The organism is Candidatus Latescibacterota bacterium (assembly GCA_019038625.1).
GTDB lineage: Bacteria > Krumholzibacteriota > Krumholzibacteriia > Krumholzibacteriales > Krumholzibacteriaceae > JAGLYV01.
In genome coordinates this window covers 23,650-42,477 of record JAHOYU010000084.1, presented here as the reverse complement: position 1 = coordinate 42,477, position 18,828 = coordinate 23,650, and the positions used below count along the sequence as shown (strand labels likewise).

General features: G+C 50.8%; 14 protein-coding genes and 3 tRNA genes. 10 read left to right on the top strand and 7 right to left on the bottom strand.

Annotation, left to right across the window (positions count from 1 at the left end):
* Window positions 1-197: 197 nt before the first annotated feature.
* The 5 genes from KOO63_06505 to KOO63_06485 all read left to right on the top strand — a co-directional run bounded on the left by KOO63_06505 (window position 198) and on the right by KOO63_06485 (window position 7,595).
* On the top strand, window positions 198-2,141 hold the full coding sequence (locus tag KOO63_06505) for a hypothetical protein (protein MBU8921452.1): 1,944 nt from the start codon (window positions 198-200) through the stop codon (window positions 2,139-2,141).
* Window positions 2,142-2,155: 14 nt separating this feature from the next.
* Window positions 2,156-3,817 (top strand): hypothetical protein, encoded by a 1,662-nt coding sequence (locus KOO63_06500; GenBank protein MBU8921451.1) that lies wholly within the window; start codon window positions 2,156-2,158, stop codon window positions 3,815-3,817.
* Between the two features lie 62 nt (window positions 3,818-3,879).
* Window positions 3,880-4,119: a helix-turn-helix domain-containing protein gene (locus KOO63_06495; GenBank protein ID MBU8921450.1), complete on the top strand. Its 240-nt coding sequence runs from the start codon at window positions 3,880-3,882 to the stop codon at window positions 4,117-4,119.
* 25 nt (window positions 4,120-4,144) lie between these two features.
* Window positions 4,145-6,043 carry an HD domain-containing protein gene (locus tag KOO63_06490; GenBank protein MBU8921449.1) on the top strand — a complete coding sequence of 633 codons (1,899 nt, stop codon included), beginning with the start codon at window positions 4,145-4,147 and terminating at the stop codon, window positions 6,041-6,043.
* A gap of 13 nt (window positions 6,044-6,056) precedes the next feature.
* Window positions 6,057-7,595, top strand: a complete 1,539-nt coding sequence (locus KOO63_06485; GenBank protein ID MBU8921448.1) for a response regulator — start codon at window positions 6,057-6,059, stop codon at window positions 7,593-7,595.
* Window positions 7,596-7,944: 349 nt separating this feature from the next.
* Here the strand turns inward: KOO63_06485 and cdaA are convergent, their stop codons facing one another.
* The 6 genes from cdaA to KOO63_06455 form a co-directional block, all read right to left on the bottom strand.
* On the bottom strand, window positions 7,945-8,721 hold the full coding sequence (cdaA, locus tag KOO63_06480) for a diadenylate cyclase CdaA (GenBank protein MBU8921447.1): 777 nt from the start codon (window positions 8,719-8,721) through the stop codon (window positions 7,945-7,947).
* A complete protein-coding gene (gene folP / locus KOO63_06475) occupies window positions 8,718-9,935 on the bottom strand; it encodes a dihydropteroate synthase (protein ID MBU8921446.1) in 1,218 nt (405 codons plus the stop codon). The genes cdaA and folP overlap by 4 nt, the downstream gene beginning before the upstream one ends.
* A 69-nt stretch (window positions 9,936-10,004) precedes the next feature.
* Complete coding sequence (gene ftsH, locus KOO63_06470; GenBank protein ID MBU8921445.1) at window positions 10,005-12,023, bottom strand: ATP-dependent zinc metalloprotease FtsH; 2,019 nt, start codon at window positions 12,021-12,023, stop codon at window positions 10,005-10,007.
* A gap of 284 nt (window positions 12,024-12,307) precedes the next feature.
* Window positions 12,308-12,880: a hypoxanthine phosphoribosyltransferase gene (gene hpt, locus KOO63_06465; GenBank protein ID MBU8921444.1), complete on the bottom strand. Its 573-nt coding sequence runs from the start codon at window positions 12,878-12,880 to the stop codon at window positions 12,308-12,310.
* A gap of 69 nt (window positions 12,881-12,949) precedes the next feature.
* A complete protein-coding gene (gene tilS / locus KOO63_06460; GenBank protein MBU8921443.1) occupies window positions 12,950-14,458 on the bottom strand; it encodes a tRNA lysidine(34) synthetase TilS in 1,509 nt (502 codons plus the stop codon).
* A gap of 38 nt (window positions 14,459-14,496) precedes the next feature.
* Window positions 14,497-14,573: transfer RNA gene (locus KOO63_06455), tRNA-Met, on the bottom strand.
* Window positions 14,574-14,687: 114 nt separating this feature from the next.
* Here KOO63_06455 and ilvC point away from each other — a divergent pair.
* The 5 genes from ilvC (at window position 14,688) to KOO63_06430 (ending at window position 18,395) form a co-directional block, all read left to right on the top strand.
* Window positions 14,688-15,692: a ketol-acid reductoisomerase gene (gene ilvC, locus KOO63_06450; protein MBU8921442.1), complete on the top strand. Its 1,005-nt coding sequence runs from the start codon at window positions 14,688-14,690 to the stop codon at window positions 15,690-15,692.
* Window positions 15,673-16,611, top strand: a complete 939-nt coding sequence (locus KOO63_06445) for a hypothetical protein (GenBank protein ID MBU8921441.1) — start codon at window positions 15,673-15,675, stop codon at window positions 16,609-16,611. Before ilvC ends, KOO63_06445 begins: the two co-directional genes overlap by 20 nt.
* Before the next feature lie 5 nt (window positions 16,612-16,616).
* Window positions 16,617-18,179, top strand: coding sequence for a glutamate--tRNA ligase (gene gltX, locus KOO63_06440; GenBank protein MBU8921440.1), 1,563 nt, complete (start codon window positions 16,617-16,619; stop codon window positions 18,177-18,179).
* A 58-nt stretch (window positions 18,180-18,237) separates the two neighbouring features.
* Window positions 18,238-18,311, top strand: a tRNA-Gln gene (locus KOO63_06435).
* Between the two features lie 9 nt (window positions 18,312-18,320).
* Window positions 18,321-18,395, top strand: a tRNA-Glu gene (locus KOO63_06430).
* 91 nt (window positions 18,396-18,486) lie between these two features.
* Here KOO63_06430 and KOO63_06425 read toward each other — a convergent pair.
* Entirely contained in the window at window positions 18,487-18,675 is a 189-nt protein-coding gene (locus KOO63_06425) for a zinc ribbon domain-containing protein (GenBank protein MBU8921439.1), read from the bottom strand.
* Between the last annotated feature and the right edge of the window lie 153 nt (window positions 18,676-18,828).

Below are 18,828 nucleotides of genomic sequence, written 5' to 3'. Positions count from 1 at the left end.
AATGCTGGCATATTAGTCCTCCTGTTTACGTCCTGTGCTTTGAAATTCCCTATAACACCTTATCAATACTGCCAGTTGTATTAGATTCTTCCTTGGCATAATCTTTGCGCTCTCCCCCCACGGCACATAGCAGTCGAGTAATAAAATATATATTTAACCTGGCCGGCAGGCCTATTTCTGCCGTAAAGGAGACCAAATTGCGAAAATCAGAGAAGAGACCAGTTCTGACATCACCCTGGAAAATTGGGATGTTTGTAGCTCTGATGTTGGTTGTGACCAGCTTCGGGGTCGGATACTACCTCGTAAATGTATACGACATCAATCTGACCTGGTTGAATACGACCGATTCAAAGTGGGTGATCGATTCTTTCGGATTCTTCAAAGAGATGTATCCGATGGTGGCTGGAGTTATTCTCATAGCTCTGGTCGCATATTTTACAATAGCTTCGGCAGTCAGGCGCTACAAGTTCTACCTGTCCTCGGGGCAGGATTACAGAAAGATGATATCCTTGGCCGACAGCATAGACGACCTCACGAATCCGGCCCAGATAGCCAAGTTGTCGGACTATCCTGAACTTCAGGGCATACTTCGCAACTATGGGGATCAGATCAAAGAGATCTCCGAAGAGCTCAGCAGCAGGGTGGAGGAATCGCGATCGGTGGACCTCGAGATAGAGCTTGATTCGGTACTCAGCGGAAACGGGATAAATGAACCCCTTATAGAAGGAAAGTGGTGGGGATCAATTATCAGGAAAGTTGCGGACCACGTTGCGGGTTCCAAAAGCAATAAGGATGGCAAGTCTGATGCTGGACGTCAGGTCATCGCGAGAGCAGCGCTGTCATTCGGAAAGTGGATGGAGTCACTCGGTGGATCCAATGAAGATATTATCGAGATCGCCAGAGCTGTCGGAAGCCTGAACAGTACGGTAAAAGAGCTTGAAAGCGCCGAACCGGCTACGCAGGCAGTACAGGCGCCGGATGGAGGGAAGACCCAGGCAGTCGCGGACATCAGAGATGCGCTCGCTAACCTTGATAGCGGCAGCAGGGCGATGAACGAGTTTTCCGAAGAGAACAACGGGCTGGCACTGAATATCGCGTTGATGGCGGCCAGGGGTGATATCTCCGAACAGGATCTTGCCCGGTTCGCCGAAAAAGTCAGGTCGACAGCGGAGCGCTTCAACAAGTTGGGCGTACAGATCTCTGATACTTCCCGCAAGATCGATTCGGGACTCCAGACTCTGTCGTCTGGTGCAGTTTCTTCTGCCGCCTCTTCCCCTGATACATCAGGGATCACGGAATCTCTTTCAGAGATATCGAAATTAATAGAAGAGAAAAGTCATTCTCTGCAGGCGAAGGTCACCTCTCTCGGAAACGAGATAGATACTTTTAATGAAGAGATCCATAAGACCCTGGCGGATGACCGTATCGATGATGACCTCGAAGACGATTTTGTGGTGGAAACGAATGAAAGCTCCAAATCGTCAGGTGAGTTCGTGTCATTCGATAACGGAGTCGAAGAAAGTGCAGAAAATCAGGATGAAAGTGACGAACTGGTCCTCGACAGGAGCAACATCTGGGAAGCTGAAAGCTTTACATCAGCCGGATCTGATGATGTTCATCAGGCCATATTCGATGAACCTGTCAATGAAGGAACAGAGAGTCACGAAGAAGATACAGACAGCAAGAAGATCACTATTGAGGACGCTGAAAATGTAGAGCCTGAAAAGGTGCCGGAAGTGAAAGAACACGAGGTATCCGCTGAACAGGCCGATGGTCCTCAGCCTGGCGATGACATGATGGAAATGCCCGGACATCGCTGGGTCAAGATAGGTATGGATGAAGAAAGTGATTCACATGAGGTGCCTCCTGCAGTTGAACTCGCACGGGAAGACTCGCAGGAAACCGTTGCCGAAGAGCAGCCGGATACTGAAGTTGCCGGGCAATCTGCGAATGATGATTCACCGGAAGACATGATGGAGCGTATGGCGGAGACGATCCGTGGCGCGGCAGACATGAATCGCGACCAGGCGACTCAGAAAGACGAAGAGACGCCAGCATCAGAAAACGATAATAACGAACCGGTCTACGATCTGTTCGAGCTGGGAGCCATAGAATACGTTGAACAGACACCGTCTCAGTAACAGGGGTGAAGGTTTTGATTAGACTTGGTGAAGAAAATACAGCGCTTTTCGGTGAACAGATCAACGATCATGTATCGAAGCTTAATGAGCTCATGAGCCATTCAGCGGGCGAGACGTTCCAGGAAGCAGCTTATAGAAAAACATGTTTCGCGAACAGGCTCCTTGAGGGAAGTACGAGGATGCTCGGGCTGGAGGACTGGAGTGAAACGCTGGGCATGTTTGGTGAATTGCTCGTAAGGGTCGAGGGTTCGACGGGATGCTGGGATGAGAATATATCACAGATCGTCTCGGAGATACTTGAGAGTGAAGAACAGATCGCCATGGATGTCATTTCCGGAGAGCTCGATGATGAAGCTATAAGACAGAATCTTTCCGGTCTCCGGCAGGAGATGAAGGTGTTGCTGGAAGAGTCATATCCCGAATCCTCTCAGCAGGAGGCTGAGTTCGAAGAGATAGGCTCCGTATCACTGGAGCCTGTCGTCCCGGATGATAAACCCTCCATGATTGAAAGGGTACCCACAGCAAGCAACGAAGAAGACAGCGATTCGACAGGCAGTTTTGGTACTATTGACAGGCTTCAGAATTCTCTTTTCAGGGTAAGGGAGAGGTATCTCGATTATCTCGCGGATCCCGAAGAGAATTCAGCTCTTCTGAGAGACCTGGAGCTTTCTTTCGGTGAGTGCGAGTTCTACCTCGGGCTTGTTGGTAATATCCTTGCCCGGATAGGGGATCTGGGAAGAATGTTTAAAGCAAAGGTCTCGAGCAGGACCGTTCTGGATGGCGTCGAGGATTTCATAGCCATGAACAGCCGTATGCATGGATGGGATGTGCGTACGTCGATGAGGACGGACAGTTTTCCATTGGAAAGGGAGGCAGCCTCCGACCTGGCCGGCATTCTCGAACACCTGTTGTTCGATATCTGCAGAATGCAGGAAAATGGTGGAGAAAGTCTGAATATAGATCTTGAGATCGAGAATAAAGGATCATTTCTTGTAGCGACTCTGAAGGATAACGCGAAGGCGTTTCTGTCAGATTCGGAGATAGACAGGGACGATGCCGTGGCGTTTTACAAGGGACTTCTCAAGGCCCGAGGATTGCTCAAGAAGTGGAGTTGCCTGCTATGGGTCGAGCCTGGTGGTGGCTCCGAGGGAAGGTTTAAGTTCACATTCCCTCGCAGTTCGGTGATGACCGATTATCATCTCTTTACTGCGTCGGGAGTCAGTGTCGCAATCCCTTCAAGGGCAGTGGAAACGATACTGGAAGCAAGTAGTATAGAGATAAAGGAATCGGGCAGTATGCGGCATATCCGGTTCGAAGGCGAGAATATCCCGGTCTGCGCGCTGGGAGAAATCGCTCCCGAAGAAGTCGATATCTCAAACAATGACATGCATATAGCAATTATGGGGCTCGCAGAGAAGCGGCTTGGCATATTTTTCGATTCATCCGGGAAAAAGGTCGAAGGAATCATCGATCAACTTACCGGAGGAGAATGGGCCTCGATAACGAGGGCGATTCTGAATATCGGAGAAACCGAGTATCCCGTGCTCGAGACGGGACTCGTTCTTGATAAATACTCTTCAGTAATGGGATATGGCGGATCCTTGGAAGAGTCGGGTTTTTCGATAGAGGAGGAAGAGGTAAAGGGTACTGTCGGAGACAGGATTTCGCGTGTGTAATTAAGCGAAAGGTCCCGGGTCGAGTTTCCCTGGGGCAGTGATCAAAGGACAGAGAGGTTGTCATGGAGAAACAGCAACAGCGCGATTACGGTAACATCATCATCGGTGGGCATGACGACGCCAACGAAGTAATGACTTCTGTAGAAGCCGCGGATTATCTGAAAATGCATGTAAAGACGGTCTGCCGTCTAGCCAAAGAAAAGAAGATCCCGGCCAAAAAAGTCGGTAGTGAATGGAGGTTCCTGAGGAGTGTCCTCGACAGATGGCTATCTCAGGAAGAAGTATTCACTGGCGCGGAATAAGAACGGGCTCGTCAGGAGCAGGTAGATGTCAAAGACCAGATTCGAGAGAATTGAAACCGGCAGCGCTGACATCGCGGCATTCCGCATCAGCGGCAAACTGGGGTTTCATGAAAATGAAAAGATCGAGCATCTTGTCAAGGAATGTGTCCGGAGAGAATTCGGGCAGGTAATCTTTGATTTTACGGAATTGTCTTCCCTGGGTGGGGGAGTGGCGAAGATCCTGCGGGCCTTCGTCGTTTCCCAGAATGAGCAGGGAAGACCGGTAAGATTCGTTATAACCAACGATATCGTACTTGATTTCCTCAGGGATGATGATACCGATGTTGAAGTCTATCAATCATATGAGGAGGCAGTAGGGACGCCGTTGAATGTCGTTCCATCGGAAGATGCTGATGATGACGATATTCCAGTCGCACCGATTGTCGACGAAAATGATGAGGATGATCTTCTGGAGAAGACTGAGGAAGTTCTCGAGACCCTTTCTGTCGAGGAAAAGGACCGGGCCGAAGACAATCCAGAGATTGCTCCCGGTGTGATTCTGATGTCGTATGACGGTCAGTTTGAGGATGATGACAAAAAGGTGGACCATAGTGAGGATGTCGAGGAAAAAGTGGAAGAGAAGGCTGCGGTCCACGAAGAGAAAAGTATTTCCGCTGAAGAGGTCGTATCGGTTGAGGAAACAGCAGAACAGAAGGTCCGAGCCGGGAACAACGGTATAATTTCGGAGATATTCAGTGGTAAACAGAAGGATAAGGTCGATGAGACACCCGGGGAGACCGGGGCGAAAAAAGACGAATCATCGGAAGTTGATAAGAAAAACGATAACGTTGATATCAATATCAAGTTGAAGCGGCGCCTGTTGGAGCTCAAGACACTCCTCTCGATCAGCGCCGATTTCAACGCGATCCGTGACAAGAAGAATCTTCTCGACATTTTTCTGCTTACTTCGATCGCCCAGGGGGGAGTGGAGTCGGCTGTATTCTTTGAGAAGGTCGAAAGTTCCTATGTCCCCATGTTGATGAAGGGTGTCAACGAAAACCAGCTACAACCATTTTCAATGCCTCCAGACATGGAGAGAAAGATCGCAGGCATCCATGATGTGATTGGTCTGGATACCGGGTCATTCGACGAAGTAACGATCGATATGTTAAAAGATGCGAGTATAGAATACTTCTGTCCCTTCAGGATCAACGAGGGAATAGCCGGACTGATCTTCCTGGGAAGAAGGATCTCGGGCAGAGGGATGAAAAAAGAGGACTTCGAGTTCATGAAGATCCTTATAAACGTCGCGACAGGCGCATACCAGAACGCATTGATGCTCGAACGCGAACACGAACGGACCCTTGGAATCGTGAAGACTCTTATCTCGCTGATCGAGGAAAACACGATGCTTACAGGGACATCGGAGTTTGTTTCGAGGTATGTAGGCATGGTAGCGAAGAATATGGATTATCCAGAAGAACACTTTAAGGATCTTGTGTATGGTACCGTGCTAAGAGATATGGGGATGATCAAGGTCAGTGATCTGATCGTGAGAAGCCCGAGAGAACTCACGAGAGAAGAATGGAATATCATCAACAAACATCCTGAAGACGGTGCGGAGATGCTGAGGCGCATGAAATTCGAGGATCACGTAGTAAATATCGTTCTGAGCCACCACGAAAGGTTTAACGGAGAAGGATATCCACGCGGACTCAGAGGCAAGGAGATACCTTTAGGTTCGAGAATCATTTCTGTCGTGGAAAGCTATTCAGCAATGATCAACGAAAGGCCGAACCGGCCCGCGTTGTCTTCGAAGGAAGCCCTGGACACGCTCAGGGAAAACTATGGACTCAGGTATGATCGGGAAGTCGTGAGACAGTTTGCCAGGATTATAGAAAAAGAGATGGCCAGATCCGTAAGGCCCGGAGTAACGGTTTCCTGAAGGCTGGTGTGATGTGATTAAAAACGTACTCGTAGTCGATGACGATCCTAACGTTGTAGAGATCATTACAGAGTCTCTCCGTAACAACGGATACAACACTGAATCAGCCTATGATGGGGTCACGGCGCTGGAAGTGTACGAGAAATACCAGCCTGATCTTGTAGTCCTGGATGTGGGACTGCCTCGCAAAGACGGGTTCGAGGTCTGTAACGAGATACGCTCAAAAGACGTGAACAACGATGTGCCAGTCATTCTGATCTCAGGTAATTCCATACCCGACACAATGCTTCATGGATTCAACTCCGGAGCGCAGGATTATATAAAGAAGCCATTTTCAGTCAAGGAAGTCCTGGCTAAGATAGACAACTTTCTCATGCAGGCCAATGGGCGAAAAAACCTCAGAGAGCAAAACGAGATCCTTGAGGACGAGCTGGAAAAAGGACAGAAGGATTATAAGCGGATCAACAGGGAATTGAAGAAGAAGGTCCTGGATTTTGAGACCCTGTTCAGCTTGAGCAAAGACCTCAACAGGCTTCGTGATCCGGAGGAGTTGACTCATGTCTTTTTCCTGACAGTGATCGGCCAGCTTGCCATAGATTCTGTGGCTCTTTTTTACGCCGAGAAAAACACGGATCCCTACCTCTCCTATGTGGGTGGGAAGGGCCTCAGGAACAACGTCCTGCAGACCATCCGGCTGACGAGAAAAGACGGACTCTCCAAGCATCTGCTCAGCAAGCAGGATGTCGTGAACCTTAAGGATGGCGAATTGCCGGAGGATGCGGCCAGGGAGTCGATTTTTCTACGGGATCTTGGATTTGCCTGCTGTTATCCTCTGATAGTGAATTCCTGTCTTACAGGAATCATCTTTCTCGGGGAGAAGATCAACAAGCTCCCCTACAACCTGGAAGACCTCGCCATGCTCAGGTCGATCTGTTCGTCTGCTGCGACAGGACTCGAGAACTCGAGGTTGTATTCCGAACTACAGGACACCTATCTCTCCACGATCAAGGTCCTGGTATCGACTATCGAAGCAAAAGACAGCTACACGAAAGGTCACACAGAAAGAGTGGCAAGGTATGCTCGCCTGATCGCCGAGGAGATGGGGATGGACAGGGAACAGCGCGATACCGTCAGTTTCGGAGCTGCCTTGCACGACATAGGAAAGCTGGGAGTATACGAGACGATTTTGAACAAGCCCGGAGAATTGACTGACAATGAGTGGGAGGTCGTCAGGAGCCATCCCGAGGTGGGGGCAAATATCATCAAGAACATGAAGTTTCTCGAAACGGCATGCGACCTGGTCAGGCACCACCATGAACGTCTGGACGGGAATGGGTATCCTGATGGGTTGAAGGGTGACGAGATATCGACCGGCGCCAGGATAGTCGCTGTTGCCGACAGTTTTGACGCCATGACCAGCAACAGGCCGTACCGGAAAGCTCTTGAGTACAGGGAAGCCCTAAGTGCCCTTCTGGGGCAGGGAGAGAAATTCGATCTCAAAATCGTCAAGAACCTGGTCAAGCTGGTCGAAAAAGGCGTGATAAAGCAGTAAATTCTGTTTACATTGTCATCTCTTTATACATGCGGCGAAAGGTATTCTCCTTTCGTCTTTTTGTTTGGATTTCATGTAAGGACTGTCTACTGTGTTAACGTTCGGTCGGTAGTTCATTTCTTCTGCCGCAGAATACCAGCCTATCTATCATATTGACAATCAATCGGTTACATGGTTCGGTCGATTGTCCGCTGATCCGGCACCTTAATTGCGATGTACGATGCCGGCAGCAGGAAGGTCGGAGGGTATCGGTCCCGATGTGTGGGTGTGGAAGTGTAGTGTGTGGACCGTGGTTCCTGGCCTGGAGGCCGTACAGGAGTGGGTGGAACGCCTGAGGGCAGGATTCAAATCAGGTAGTCGCCGCCTGCTCCTTCGATTTTACACCGATAAGTTCGACAAGTTCGTTTCGCAGACTGTTGATGTCGAGTTTGCGTTTGAGCTTGCCCGCCCTTGCCAGCGATATCATGCTTGTCTCTTCGCTCACAATGATCGTTATTGCGTCAGTCTCCTCAGAGAGACCGAGTCCTGCTCTGTGTCTCGTTCCCAGGGCTCTTCCAAGCCTGGGGTTCTGAGATAGTGGCAGGATGCATCCGGCAGCAAGAACGCGATTCTTCTCTATGATGACAGCCCCGTCGTGCAGAGGGCTCGGAGGAGTGAATACTGTCACCAGCAGGTCGCTGGTTATTTTCGCATCGAGAGAAGTGCCTGTTTCAATATAGTTTCGCAGTCCCACGTCCTGTTCTATTACAATGATTGCCCCGAGGCCTTTCTGGGTGAGCTGATGACAGGCCCTGACTATCTCGCTGATGGTTCCCGATTCCTCGACCTTGAGAAACATGCCGATGACCCTGTTCTGTCCCAGCTGGGTCAGGGCCTTGCGGAGTTCCGGCTGGAAAAGGATCACGAAGGCGATCACCCAGACGGTCTTGAGACTGCTGAGAATCCAGTTCAGAGCGTTCAGGTTGAGCCACTGTGCCAGGAAGGATAGAATGATAAGGAGAAAGAGGCCTATGAACATCTGTGTCGCGCGAGAGCCCCTGAACAGGAGGAAAAGCCTGTAGAAAAGAAAGGCTACGATGATAATATCAAGAATGTCGATCGTAAGATTGAACTGAAAGGGATTCAAGAATCGTTATCCTTTCGATTGATTGCTTTCCACGTCTTTACGAAATCCACAGTCGCTCCTATATCATGCACTCTCAGGATCTGGATGCCGGCTTCGAGACAGGCCCCTACTGCTGCAAGGCCTCCAGCCAGTCTGTCGGCCGGTTCCTTTCCCGTGATGGTCCCGATAAAACTTTTCCTGGAATGCCCTGTCAATACGGGAAACCCAAGCGAATGAAAATCACCAGCCTGTTCCAGGATCTCAAGGTTGTCCTGCAATCTTTTCCCGAAACCCAACCCCGGGTCAATGATTATTTTTTCGCGCTCGATTCCCGCGTCGATCAGATCTGTAGTTCTTCCTTCGAGCCATGAGATGATTTCGCTCACGGGGTCCGAATATGAGGGGGTATCCTGCATCGTCTCCGGTGTACCAAGCATATGCATGACCACAACAGCTGTGCCGTGACGAACGACTGTGCCTGTCATCGCCTCGTCATGAGTCAGGCCGCTTATATCATTTATGATCGAAGCTCCGGCTTCGACAGCCGCGTCTGCCACCGCCGCTTTTCTGGTATCTATAGAGACAGGCACCGGGAGAGTGCCCTGGAGCCTTTTCAGCAAGGGCATTACCCTCGCAAGTTCTTCTTCCACTTTCAATTCAGATGCGCCTGGCCTGCTTGATTCGCCTCCGATGTCGATGATCCCAGCTCCCTCTTCGACCATTTCGAGAGCCCGATCGAGTCCCTGGGATGGGTCGATAAATCTGCCTCCATCACTGAAACTATCAGGCGTGACGTTCAGTATACCCATGATGACAGGTCCGTTCGACAGGTCTATCGAAGCGCCAGCAAGCCCGACCGAAAGCGGGGGAGACAAGTGGAGGTCGATCTGGCTGATGACTTCCTGCCCCAGTTCTTCGAGTCCGAACGGTTGGCCTCTGAGGCGTTCAGCGAGGGATCGGAGTCTTCTTTCGTCTCCTATCAGGAATACAGTCGAGTTTTCAGGACCACCCCGGATGACGTCCCTGTGTACCGCGGCATCGCCCCCCAGGGAGAGAAGCTGTTGTTTGATTATATTAGCCGCGGCAGCTGGAAGGGCGTCAGCGCGAATGACGACACTTTTTGCCTTCGACGCCATTATCCTGATGCCAGCAGGAGTCACTCCTGCGTGTTCGAAGTGTCTTTTCAGAATCTCCGGTCTGCGGGAAAAGATCATTCTGAGTGGGTATCGAGTCATAATGGATCGACAGTGAGAATGATCCGACCGGTCCATCCGTCGCGGATCACTCTCACGATGTCAGTTTAATCAGGGACCGCCCCTGTCTTCGGGCGTGTCTTCCATTTCCCCGTCGGTCGGTTCCGAATCCAGAGGTTCCGTGTTTTCCGTCGGAACATTGTCTGGTCCGGGTTCTTCTTCGACGGGTTTTGTTTTTTCTTCAGTGCCTGTTTCAGGTTCGCTCTTGTCTGCTTCGGTGTCAATCCCGGGCGGAGCCTCTTTATTGGTGTCATGCTTCTTCATAGGCGGGAGTGTCCCATTACTGATGAGGATCTTTATCTCCTCGGCGTCGAGGGACTCCCGATCCAGCAGCGCTTCGGCGACACGATGCAGACTGTCCATATGCTCGGCAAGGATTTCGTGGGCTTTTCTGTAGCTGATATCGATTATGTTTTTGACTTCCTCGTCGATCTCTCGTGCCGTCTCTTCTGAATAATCCTTGCGGGTGGCAAGATCACGACCGAGGAATACATGTTCCTCACTGCCGCCGAAAGCGATCGGGCCGAGTTTTTCGCTCATACCCCAGCGCGTCACCATCTTGCGAGCTATCGCCGTAGCCTGTTTGATGTCTGCCTGTGCGCCTGTCCCGATGCGTTTGAGCACGAGCTCTTCGGCGACCCTGCCTCCGAGCGACATCGCTATCGAATCCATCAGGTAATCACGTGACATGTAGAGGAGCCGATCGTCGTCCGGAAGGAAAAAAGTGACGCCTCCAGCCATCGTTCTCTGGATGATAGTGACCTTATGCAGCTGATCGGCATTTTCAAGGAAAGATCCGACGATAGTATGGCCTGCCTCGTGATAGGCGGTCATTCTTCGCGTGTCCTCCTTGACGACTCTGCTTCTGCGTTCCGGTCCGAGGAATACCTTGTCTTTGGCCTCCTCAAAATCGTCCATGTAGACATTATCCTTGCTTAGCCTCGCCGCCCTCAGGGCTGCCTCGTTCACCAGGTTGGCAATATCGGCGCCGGACATCCCGGGAGTACCTCGCGCGAGTATTTCGAGATCGACATCATCGGCAAGGGGGACATTCCGGACGTGTACTTTGAGGATTCCGAGCCTGCCCCGCATATCGGGCATGTCGACAACTACTCTTCTGTCGAATCTGCCGGGCCTGAGAAGGGCCGGGTCGAGTACGTCGGGCCTGTTGGTCGCCGCGAGGAGGATGACTCCTTCGTTTGTCTCGAATCCATCCATCTCCACCAGCAGTTGATTGAGAGTCTGCTCGCGTTCGTCATGTCCGCCACCGAGCCCAGCTCCTCTCTGTCTTCCAACAGCGTCGAGTTCGTCGATAAAGAGTATGCAGGGAGCGTGTTTCTTGCCCTTATCAAAAAGATCGCGCACTCGGCTCGCGCCGACTCCGACGAACATCTCGACGAAATCCGAGCCGCTCATACTGAAGAACGGCGCGTCGGCCTCGCCCGCTACCGCCTTGGCCAGTAGAGTCTTGCCTGTTCCCGGAGGTCCCAGAAGGATAACTCCCTTGGGTATCCTTCCTCCCAGTTTTTGAAATTTCTTCGGATCCTTAAGGAACTCAATTATCTCCTGAAGCTCTTCCTTTGCCTCGTCAGCGCCGGCCACATCGCTGAAAGTCACCTTTGGGACGTTCGAGCCCACCATCTTGGCCTTGCTTTTCCCGAACGAGAATGCCTTGTTCCCTCCGGACTGCATATTTCTCATGAGTATGACCCACAAGACCAGCAGAGCGATGAGGGGCAGGGCTGTAGCGAGTGCCTTGACCCAGATGGAGCTGCCCGGGAACTCTCCCTCGATCGTAACATCGGGATTGCTGTCCCAGATCTTCTGGGGGAGGTCCTTGTCCTCTGCAGGCAGTACAACCTTGAAGCTTGTTATCGATGTGCCTTCCCCACCGGTGGGAATGATTATAGGGCTGAGTAATCTACCCCTTACCTCCAGCCCCTTTATCTTGACACTTTCGATGTTGCCGTTGCCGACTTCGGTGATGAACTGAGTGTAATTTATAGGCCATTCTTTTTCCCTGGCTGAGTTGAACATCAGATAGGCCAGGAAGAAAAGGATCACTACCATGATCCATAGCGCCATGGATCTGGATGGCTTCTGTCCACCCGGTCCCCCTACTGGAGGAATCCATTTTTTCTGCGGATCTTTGTCTTTTCTTTTCTTGTCCATGTTATACATCAACATCCTCTAGTTTTAATTAAAGTTACTATCAAGCAAGATAAACAAAAATCCCGCAGTTGTCCAAGAATATTGAACGGGCATAACTCTAAATCCCGTTCATGTCCCATGCTGGATCATGGCTCGTTCATGGAGGTTTACCGGGGCCGGTATTGCCCGGTAATCATGGATGCTCATCCTTTCAGTATCTGACCGTTCTTATCGGCAGATATTGATTTTTCCTTATCAGTAATCGTCACTTCCGCTATGAAGGGAAGATTTCTGTACCTCTCCCTGTAGTCCAGGCCATAGCCGACGACGAATATGTCAGGAATCTTGAATCCACTGTAATGAACAGGGACTTCAGCTTTTCGGGCCGATGGTTTGTCGAGCAGTGTGCAGATCCTGACGCTGTTTACTGGTTGTTTTTCAATCGTTTCGATAAGTCTGGTGAGGGTGTGTCCTGTGTCGACTATTTCGTCTATCAGGATGATATCTCTTCCGGCGAGGTCGGTCCTGAGGTGGTTCACCATTCTGACATCGTCGCTCCTGCGCCTGCCGTTATCGTAGCTGTAAAGCGTTATAAAATCGATCTCGTGAGGAATCGAGAGGTTGCGAACGAGGTCTGCTGTGAAAATAAAGGCCCCCTTGAGGAGGGTTATGAAGAGGGGGACGGAGTCACTGTAGTCTTTCGATATCTCACTCGCGAGTTCCCTGACCCTGCCGCTTATCTTTTCTGACGAGATTATTTCCCTGTATTCAATCATACCCGGTCTTTAAAAAGAGGTCATCGATTGCTTTCGGGGAATTCTAGCACAAACTTCAGACGGGCACATTCATTTTTTGAATTTTTTACGATCGAGGCCGGCTCTATTGTCACTGGAGTCTTTGATCAAGCTCACGCGAAGAGCGTATTTGCCCTTTTTCCCGATCCTGGCCCTCTCGGCTGTCACGACACCCGGCACCCACACGATTCCATCGGGATCTTCCATCACAGGTATAAGGTCTCTTCTGTGAAGAGGTATTTTGCTGTCGATGAAGATGTCGCTGAGTTTTTTGCGTCCCTTCATTCCCAGAGGGATCAGCCTGTCTCCTGGCCTCCTTTTTCTGAATCTGAGTGGAAACCCCGATGGTCTCAGGGTGATTGTGATCTCATGGTCGCTGGAACTGCCTCCTGACTTCCCTGCATCAGGATTTGAGATCCTTTCGAAAACGGCCTCTTCAAACCATGGAAGTAGCGGGTATGTCCCTTCTCCCGGAATCAGGATCTCTTTGTCGATCGGTGGTGTCTTTTCAATGGATGTAAGAGCAAATCTGATATTTTCCTGTTCACGGTATAGAGAAATGCCGTGAGGAAACCTCGTTCTGCTTCCTGACCGCCCATTCCTGACAAGTTTCTTTGCCGCGTCGAAATGAGATTTCTCCATATCCTGGACCACTCCAAAATGTTCGCGAAGCACACTGTCGACAAGCAGGTAGAGCTGATAATCGGTCAATCCCGAAAGTCCGGTCAGGGGAATGGATAAGACAGTTGGCAGATCTCTCTCATCACCGATGTTGATCGAGTGCTTGATATCGTGACTTTTTTCCCCTCGTGGATCGACCGGTTCGGACAGCCCGTTCAGCAGGCCGGCTATCGGAGCCGAAAGTGTCTTCCAGCCTTCGGAGATATTTTCCCTCATCCTCAACAGGGAATCATCTATGGATGGGTTGAACTCTCGTTTCAGCAGGGGCAGGAGTCTGTTTCTGATTCGATTTCTCAGGATGGTGTTATCCCGGTTGCTGGGGTCGATCGCGTACAGGATACCTCTGGAACGAAGCATCGACCTCAGTTCGTCGCGCGAACAGCAGAGGACAGGCCTGATGAATATTCCCCTTTTTGTGGGCATTCCGGTGAGGCCTTTCATCCCCGTTCCCCGGATGACATGATGCAGGATCGTCTCTACCTGGTCGTCTCTGTTATGGCCGAGCGCGACCGAATCGGCATGCCAGCGGGTGGCGGTCTCTTCCAGAAAGCGGTACCGCATGGTGCGGGCCGTCTCCTCGATCCCTCTTCCTGTTCGTTTTGAAGCAGCAGGGACGTCACCGGATCCAGTGATCAAGGGGATACTGAGAGATGCGCAGCGGCTTTCGACCAGTTTCTTTTCCCGCTCGGTCCCTTTCCTGATAAGGTGGTCGTAATGGGCCACGGCAAGTGTAAGATCCAGTTCTGCAGCGAGAGTGTGAAGGATAGTGAGCAGGGCAATGGAGTCCGGACCTCCTGAGACAGCGATAATGATCCTGTCGCCCCTGGACAGAAGGCTGTTTTGTGACACCCAATCCAGTACTTTATCAACGCATTCCATCGGATTTCTTCGGAAGGGGTGAATCTGGTCAAGTCATCTGGTGGCGGTGCAGGGATTTGAACCCCGGACACGCGGATTATGATTCCGCTGCTCTAACCAACTGAGCTACACCGCCACACTCAGGGAATACTATAAAAAAACGGCCCTTTGTCAAGTGGTTTCTACTATGCACTTGCTACTATAAGTGTAGTCTGTTATAGATACTTGGAGCCGAAATGAAGGTAAAAGGATGAAGATACTCAAGAGCAGAGACGCGGACACCGGGGTGCTCGATGGTACCCGGGTAGTTGTCATGGGATATGGTAACCAGGGACGGCCCCAGGCATTGAACCTGCGTGACAGCGGGATAGATGTCAGTGTGGCAGCCAGGTCCGGGGGGAAAGGGTGGGACAAGGCGATAGAGGATGGTTTTGTTCCCCTGTCCATAGAAGATGGTGCCAGGACCGCTGACGTTCTTATGTTTCTTCTTCCCGACGAGGTTCAGGGTCGGATCTTCGATGAGGTCGTATCGGAAAGGCTCCGGTCCGGCACGGCCATCTGTTTTGCTCATGGATTCGCTGTGGCCTTTGGAGAGATCAAAACGACGGATCAGGATGTCATCCTGGTGGCACCCAAGGGGCAGGGTGAAAGTGTGAGGAGTTCATACCTTGAAGGTTCGGGCCTTCCTGGATTGATAGGTGTGGAGAACGATGTGTCCGGCCATGCCTGGGATATCGCGCTGGCCATAGCTGAGGGGCTTGGATGTCTCAGAATCGGTGGGTTCAGGACCAGCTTCAGGGAAGAGGCTGTCAGCGATATATTTGGAGAGCAGGCCGTGCTCTGTGGAGGAGTCCCGGCACTTGTAAAGAAGGCCTGGGAACTTCTTGTCAGGAAGGGGTTCAGCCCCGAGGTGGCCTATTTCGAATGCGTTCAGGAATTAAAGATAATAGTAGACCTGATCACCAGGAATGGATTTTCCGGGATGCGTGAAATGATAAGTGGTACGGCAGCATATGGAGGACTGAAATACGGCGAGAGCATCATCACGCCGGAGACCGAAGAGGCGATGGAAAGACTTTTCGAAGGAATAAACAAGGGGGATTTTGCCAGGGACTGGCTCAAGACATCCTCCTCCGACAGGGAAGAACTGGAAACTTTCCTGAGATCGGAAAGTGGGTCGAAGATAGAGGAAACAGGCCGCATGGTCAGAAGCCTGTATGAAAAAGGAGAGGATAATGAGCCTGCTGAAGGATAAGTTGACAATCATGATGATATTTCTTCTTGCCGCTGGTCTTGTCAACGGATGCGGTGGTGATTCGAAGAAGGAAGGTTCGGAAGTAGATTTTCGCGTGCCCGATTCTCTTCTTGCGCCGATCGAGGGGTACGGGATCACAGTAGATGATTACCACCCTGTGCGGGGTGGAGTCATAGCTAACAAGGATATAGCGCTTCACTATCCCCCTTCCGGCATCGCGAAATATATTTCTACCAACAATTTCGGATACGCTTATGAAGCTAACCAGGATGTAGTCAAACATATTGGAAGGCCGGCTGATGGGCAGGTAGTCATTATCGGCGCGAAGGACCTTGATGAGTATAAATACCTGACAAGAAAAGAATGGTGGTACTACGGAATCAATCATGGAGACACCCTGTATTTCATGCCCTTCAATGTCATGATGAAAAGGTATGATATTTTTACGCGTCGTTCATTGTCACAGATAGGGTTGACCCAGAAGCTGGCGCAGATGGCCCTCAACAGGAAATCTGGCGGAAAGATACCGACCTGGTTAAGGGAAGGAATCTCTTCTTTTGTCGCAAATGAGAAATCGATCCTTCAGATGCAGGCGATAGAGTTTGAGACTGAGATGCTCGGCTTCAATCCTTCGGTGGAGGAACTGGACAATTATCTCGATCTGGCTGAGGACAGGGCGTTTGTAAGGGTCTCTTTTTATATATCATATTTGATGGTGGAGAGGCTGATGGAGTCATTCACTCTAAGAGAGATCGTGTCTTTTGTCGGAAAACTGGGAGAAGGAAAGAGTTTCGATCAGGCTTCGGGAGAGGTCTTTGGGATGGATTACGGATCATTAATAGAAAAGATAAGGCTTAAGGATGATTTTTCGGTCTATCTCAAGGAAGTTCCGAGGGGAAGACCCGGAGAGGACAGATAGAGAAAATGTCAGCGGAGAACAGTGAGATAAGGGTCAGATTCGCACCGAGTCCCACAGGCCACCTTCACGTGGGAGGAGCGAGGACGGCGCTGTTTAACTGGCTGTATGCAAGGAAGACAGGCGGCACTTTCATCCTCAGGATCGAAGATACGGATGCCAGCAGGTCTACCAGCGAATCGTACGAGGGTATTCTCAGGGGAATGAGATGGCTCGGCCTTGACTGGGACGAGGGCCCGGATGTGGGGGGAGAATACGGCCCCTACATACAATCGGCCAGAGGAGTCCTTTATCATACGGACGCCAGCAGAATAATCGGCGAGGGTAAGGCATATTATTGCTTCTGCGACCCGGACGAGCTGGCAGTGAAAAGAGAAAAAGCCCGGAAGGACAAGCTCGACCCTAAATACGACGGTACCTGCCGTGGCCTCAGCTCCATGGAGGTGGAGGAGAGGCTCGCTGCCGGGCAGCCACATGTCGTCCGGTTCCGGATGCCCGATGAGGGTGAGATCCGATTTCGTGATATCGTGAGGGGCGATTTCAGCTTTGCGAATTCAGATCTCGACGATTTCGTGATCATAAAATCCGATGGACACCCCACGTATAATTTCGCCGTGGTCGTCGACGACGCGCGGATGAAGATAAGCCATGTTATCAGGGGGGACGATCATATATCGAATACTCCCCGGCAGGCACACCTTTATCTGGCGCTCGGTTTCAGGCTGCCGAAGTTTGTTCATCTCCCGATGATCCTGGGCGAGGACAGGACCAGATTGAGCAAGAGGCACGGTGCGACGTCGATAGATTTCTATAAGGAAAGCCATTATCTTCCTGTCGCCATGATCAACTATCTCGCTCTTCTGGGATGGTCGCTGGACGGGAAGCGTGAATATTTCGAAAGAAAGTCCCTCATCGAGAAATTCTCCCTGAAAAAAGTATCAAAGAATCCCGCTGTGTTCGACCTGGCCAGGATGGAGCATATGAATGCCGAACACTTCAAGAAGATGCCTCTTCCGGCGAAGACCGTTGTGATATACAGGGCAATGGAGGAGAATGGCCTTATTCCGCCTGAGTTCAGAGTGGATACTGAAATGCCGGTCGATCTGAAATTGGTTTCCGGTACGGAAACGGTTGAGAGTGGTGGTAACGGATGGCGAAAGGGCAGATTCGATCAGAAGGAGTTCACAAGGCTGGCCTGGATAATAAATATCTTCGGGAACAGACTGAAGCTGCTGAAGGACATTCCGGGAATGCTCAGATATTTCTATACAGATGAGTTTGAGATTGACGAAAATGCGTTCCACGCTTTTTTGAGCGAGCCTGATAGCAGGAAAAACATGTCCTTGCTGGCCGATGAGTTCGAAAAACTGCAGTATTTCGATTCGAGTACGATCGAGGAGACTCTCCGGGCTTTAGCGGACAGATTGGAGCTGGATGCTGGTGAGTTGATACACCCCTGCCGTGTGGCGTTATGCGGGCAGAAAGTATCTCCCGACATTTTCCACGTGATCTTTCTTCTGGGAAAAACAAAATCGATTGAAAGACTCAGAGCCGTGGTCGAAATGCCCTGACCATTTAAAAAAGGCTATTGCATTTCAAGATTAAATTTTGTAGGTTGTTGCATAACTTTGGAGAGTCGTCCAACGGTAGGACAGCTGACTCTGGATCAGCCGATGGGGGTTCGAGTCCTCCCTCTCCAGCCAGATAACTCTGGCCCCTTAGTCTAGCGGTAAGGACGCATGGTTCTCAGCCATGAATCAGGGGTTCAACTCCCCTAGGGGCTACCAGATAAAGAAAGCCCGGAAGGTGTTCCCTTCCGGGCGTATTTTCAGGCATTATTTTCAAAAACGGCAGACCGCCGTTTTGTCAGAAGGGGCTTCACCCGCCGCCCGAAGGGGCACACCCTCCTCCATGAACTCCCGAAGAGGAACTGCTGGAAAAGGAAGAGAACTGTTTCTCCGTTCTGGCACTGCCGCAGAAAGGGCATTTGACCTTGCTGTCAGAAGAGGACACCAGTTCCTCGAATTGTTCTTCGCATTTAGAACATATGAACTCGAATATCGGCATCGATCCCTCCGCTGATGCTGTTGACTATTGAGTTTTGATGCAACAAGAAGTCAGCCACTCTCAATCGACAGTCTCGTCGTCACTCTTTTCCTTGTTTTCGTCTTCACGTCGGTCCCCGACGTCGCATGTCCCGCCCATTCAGGTGGGGACTCC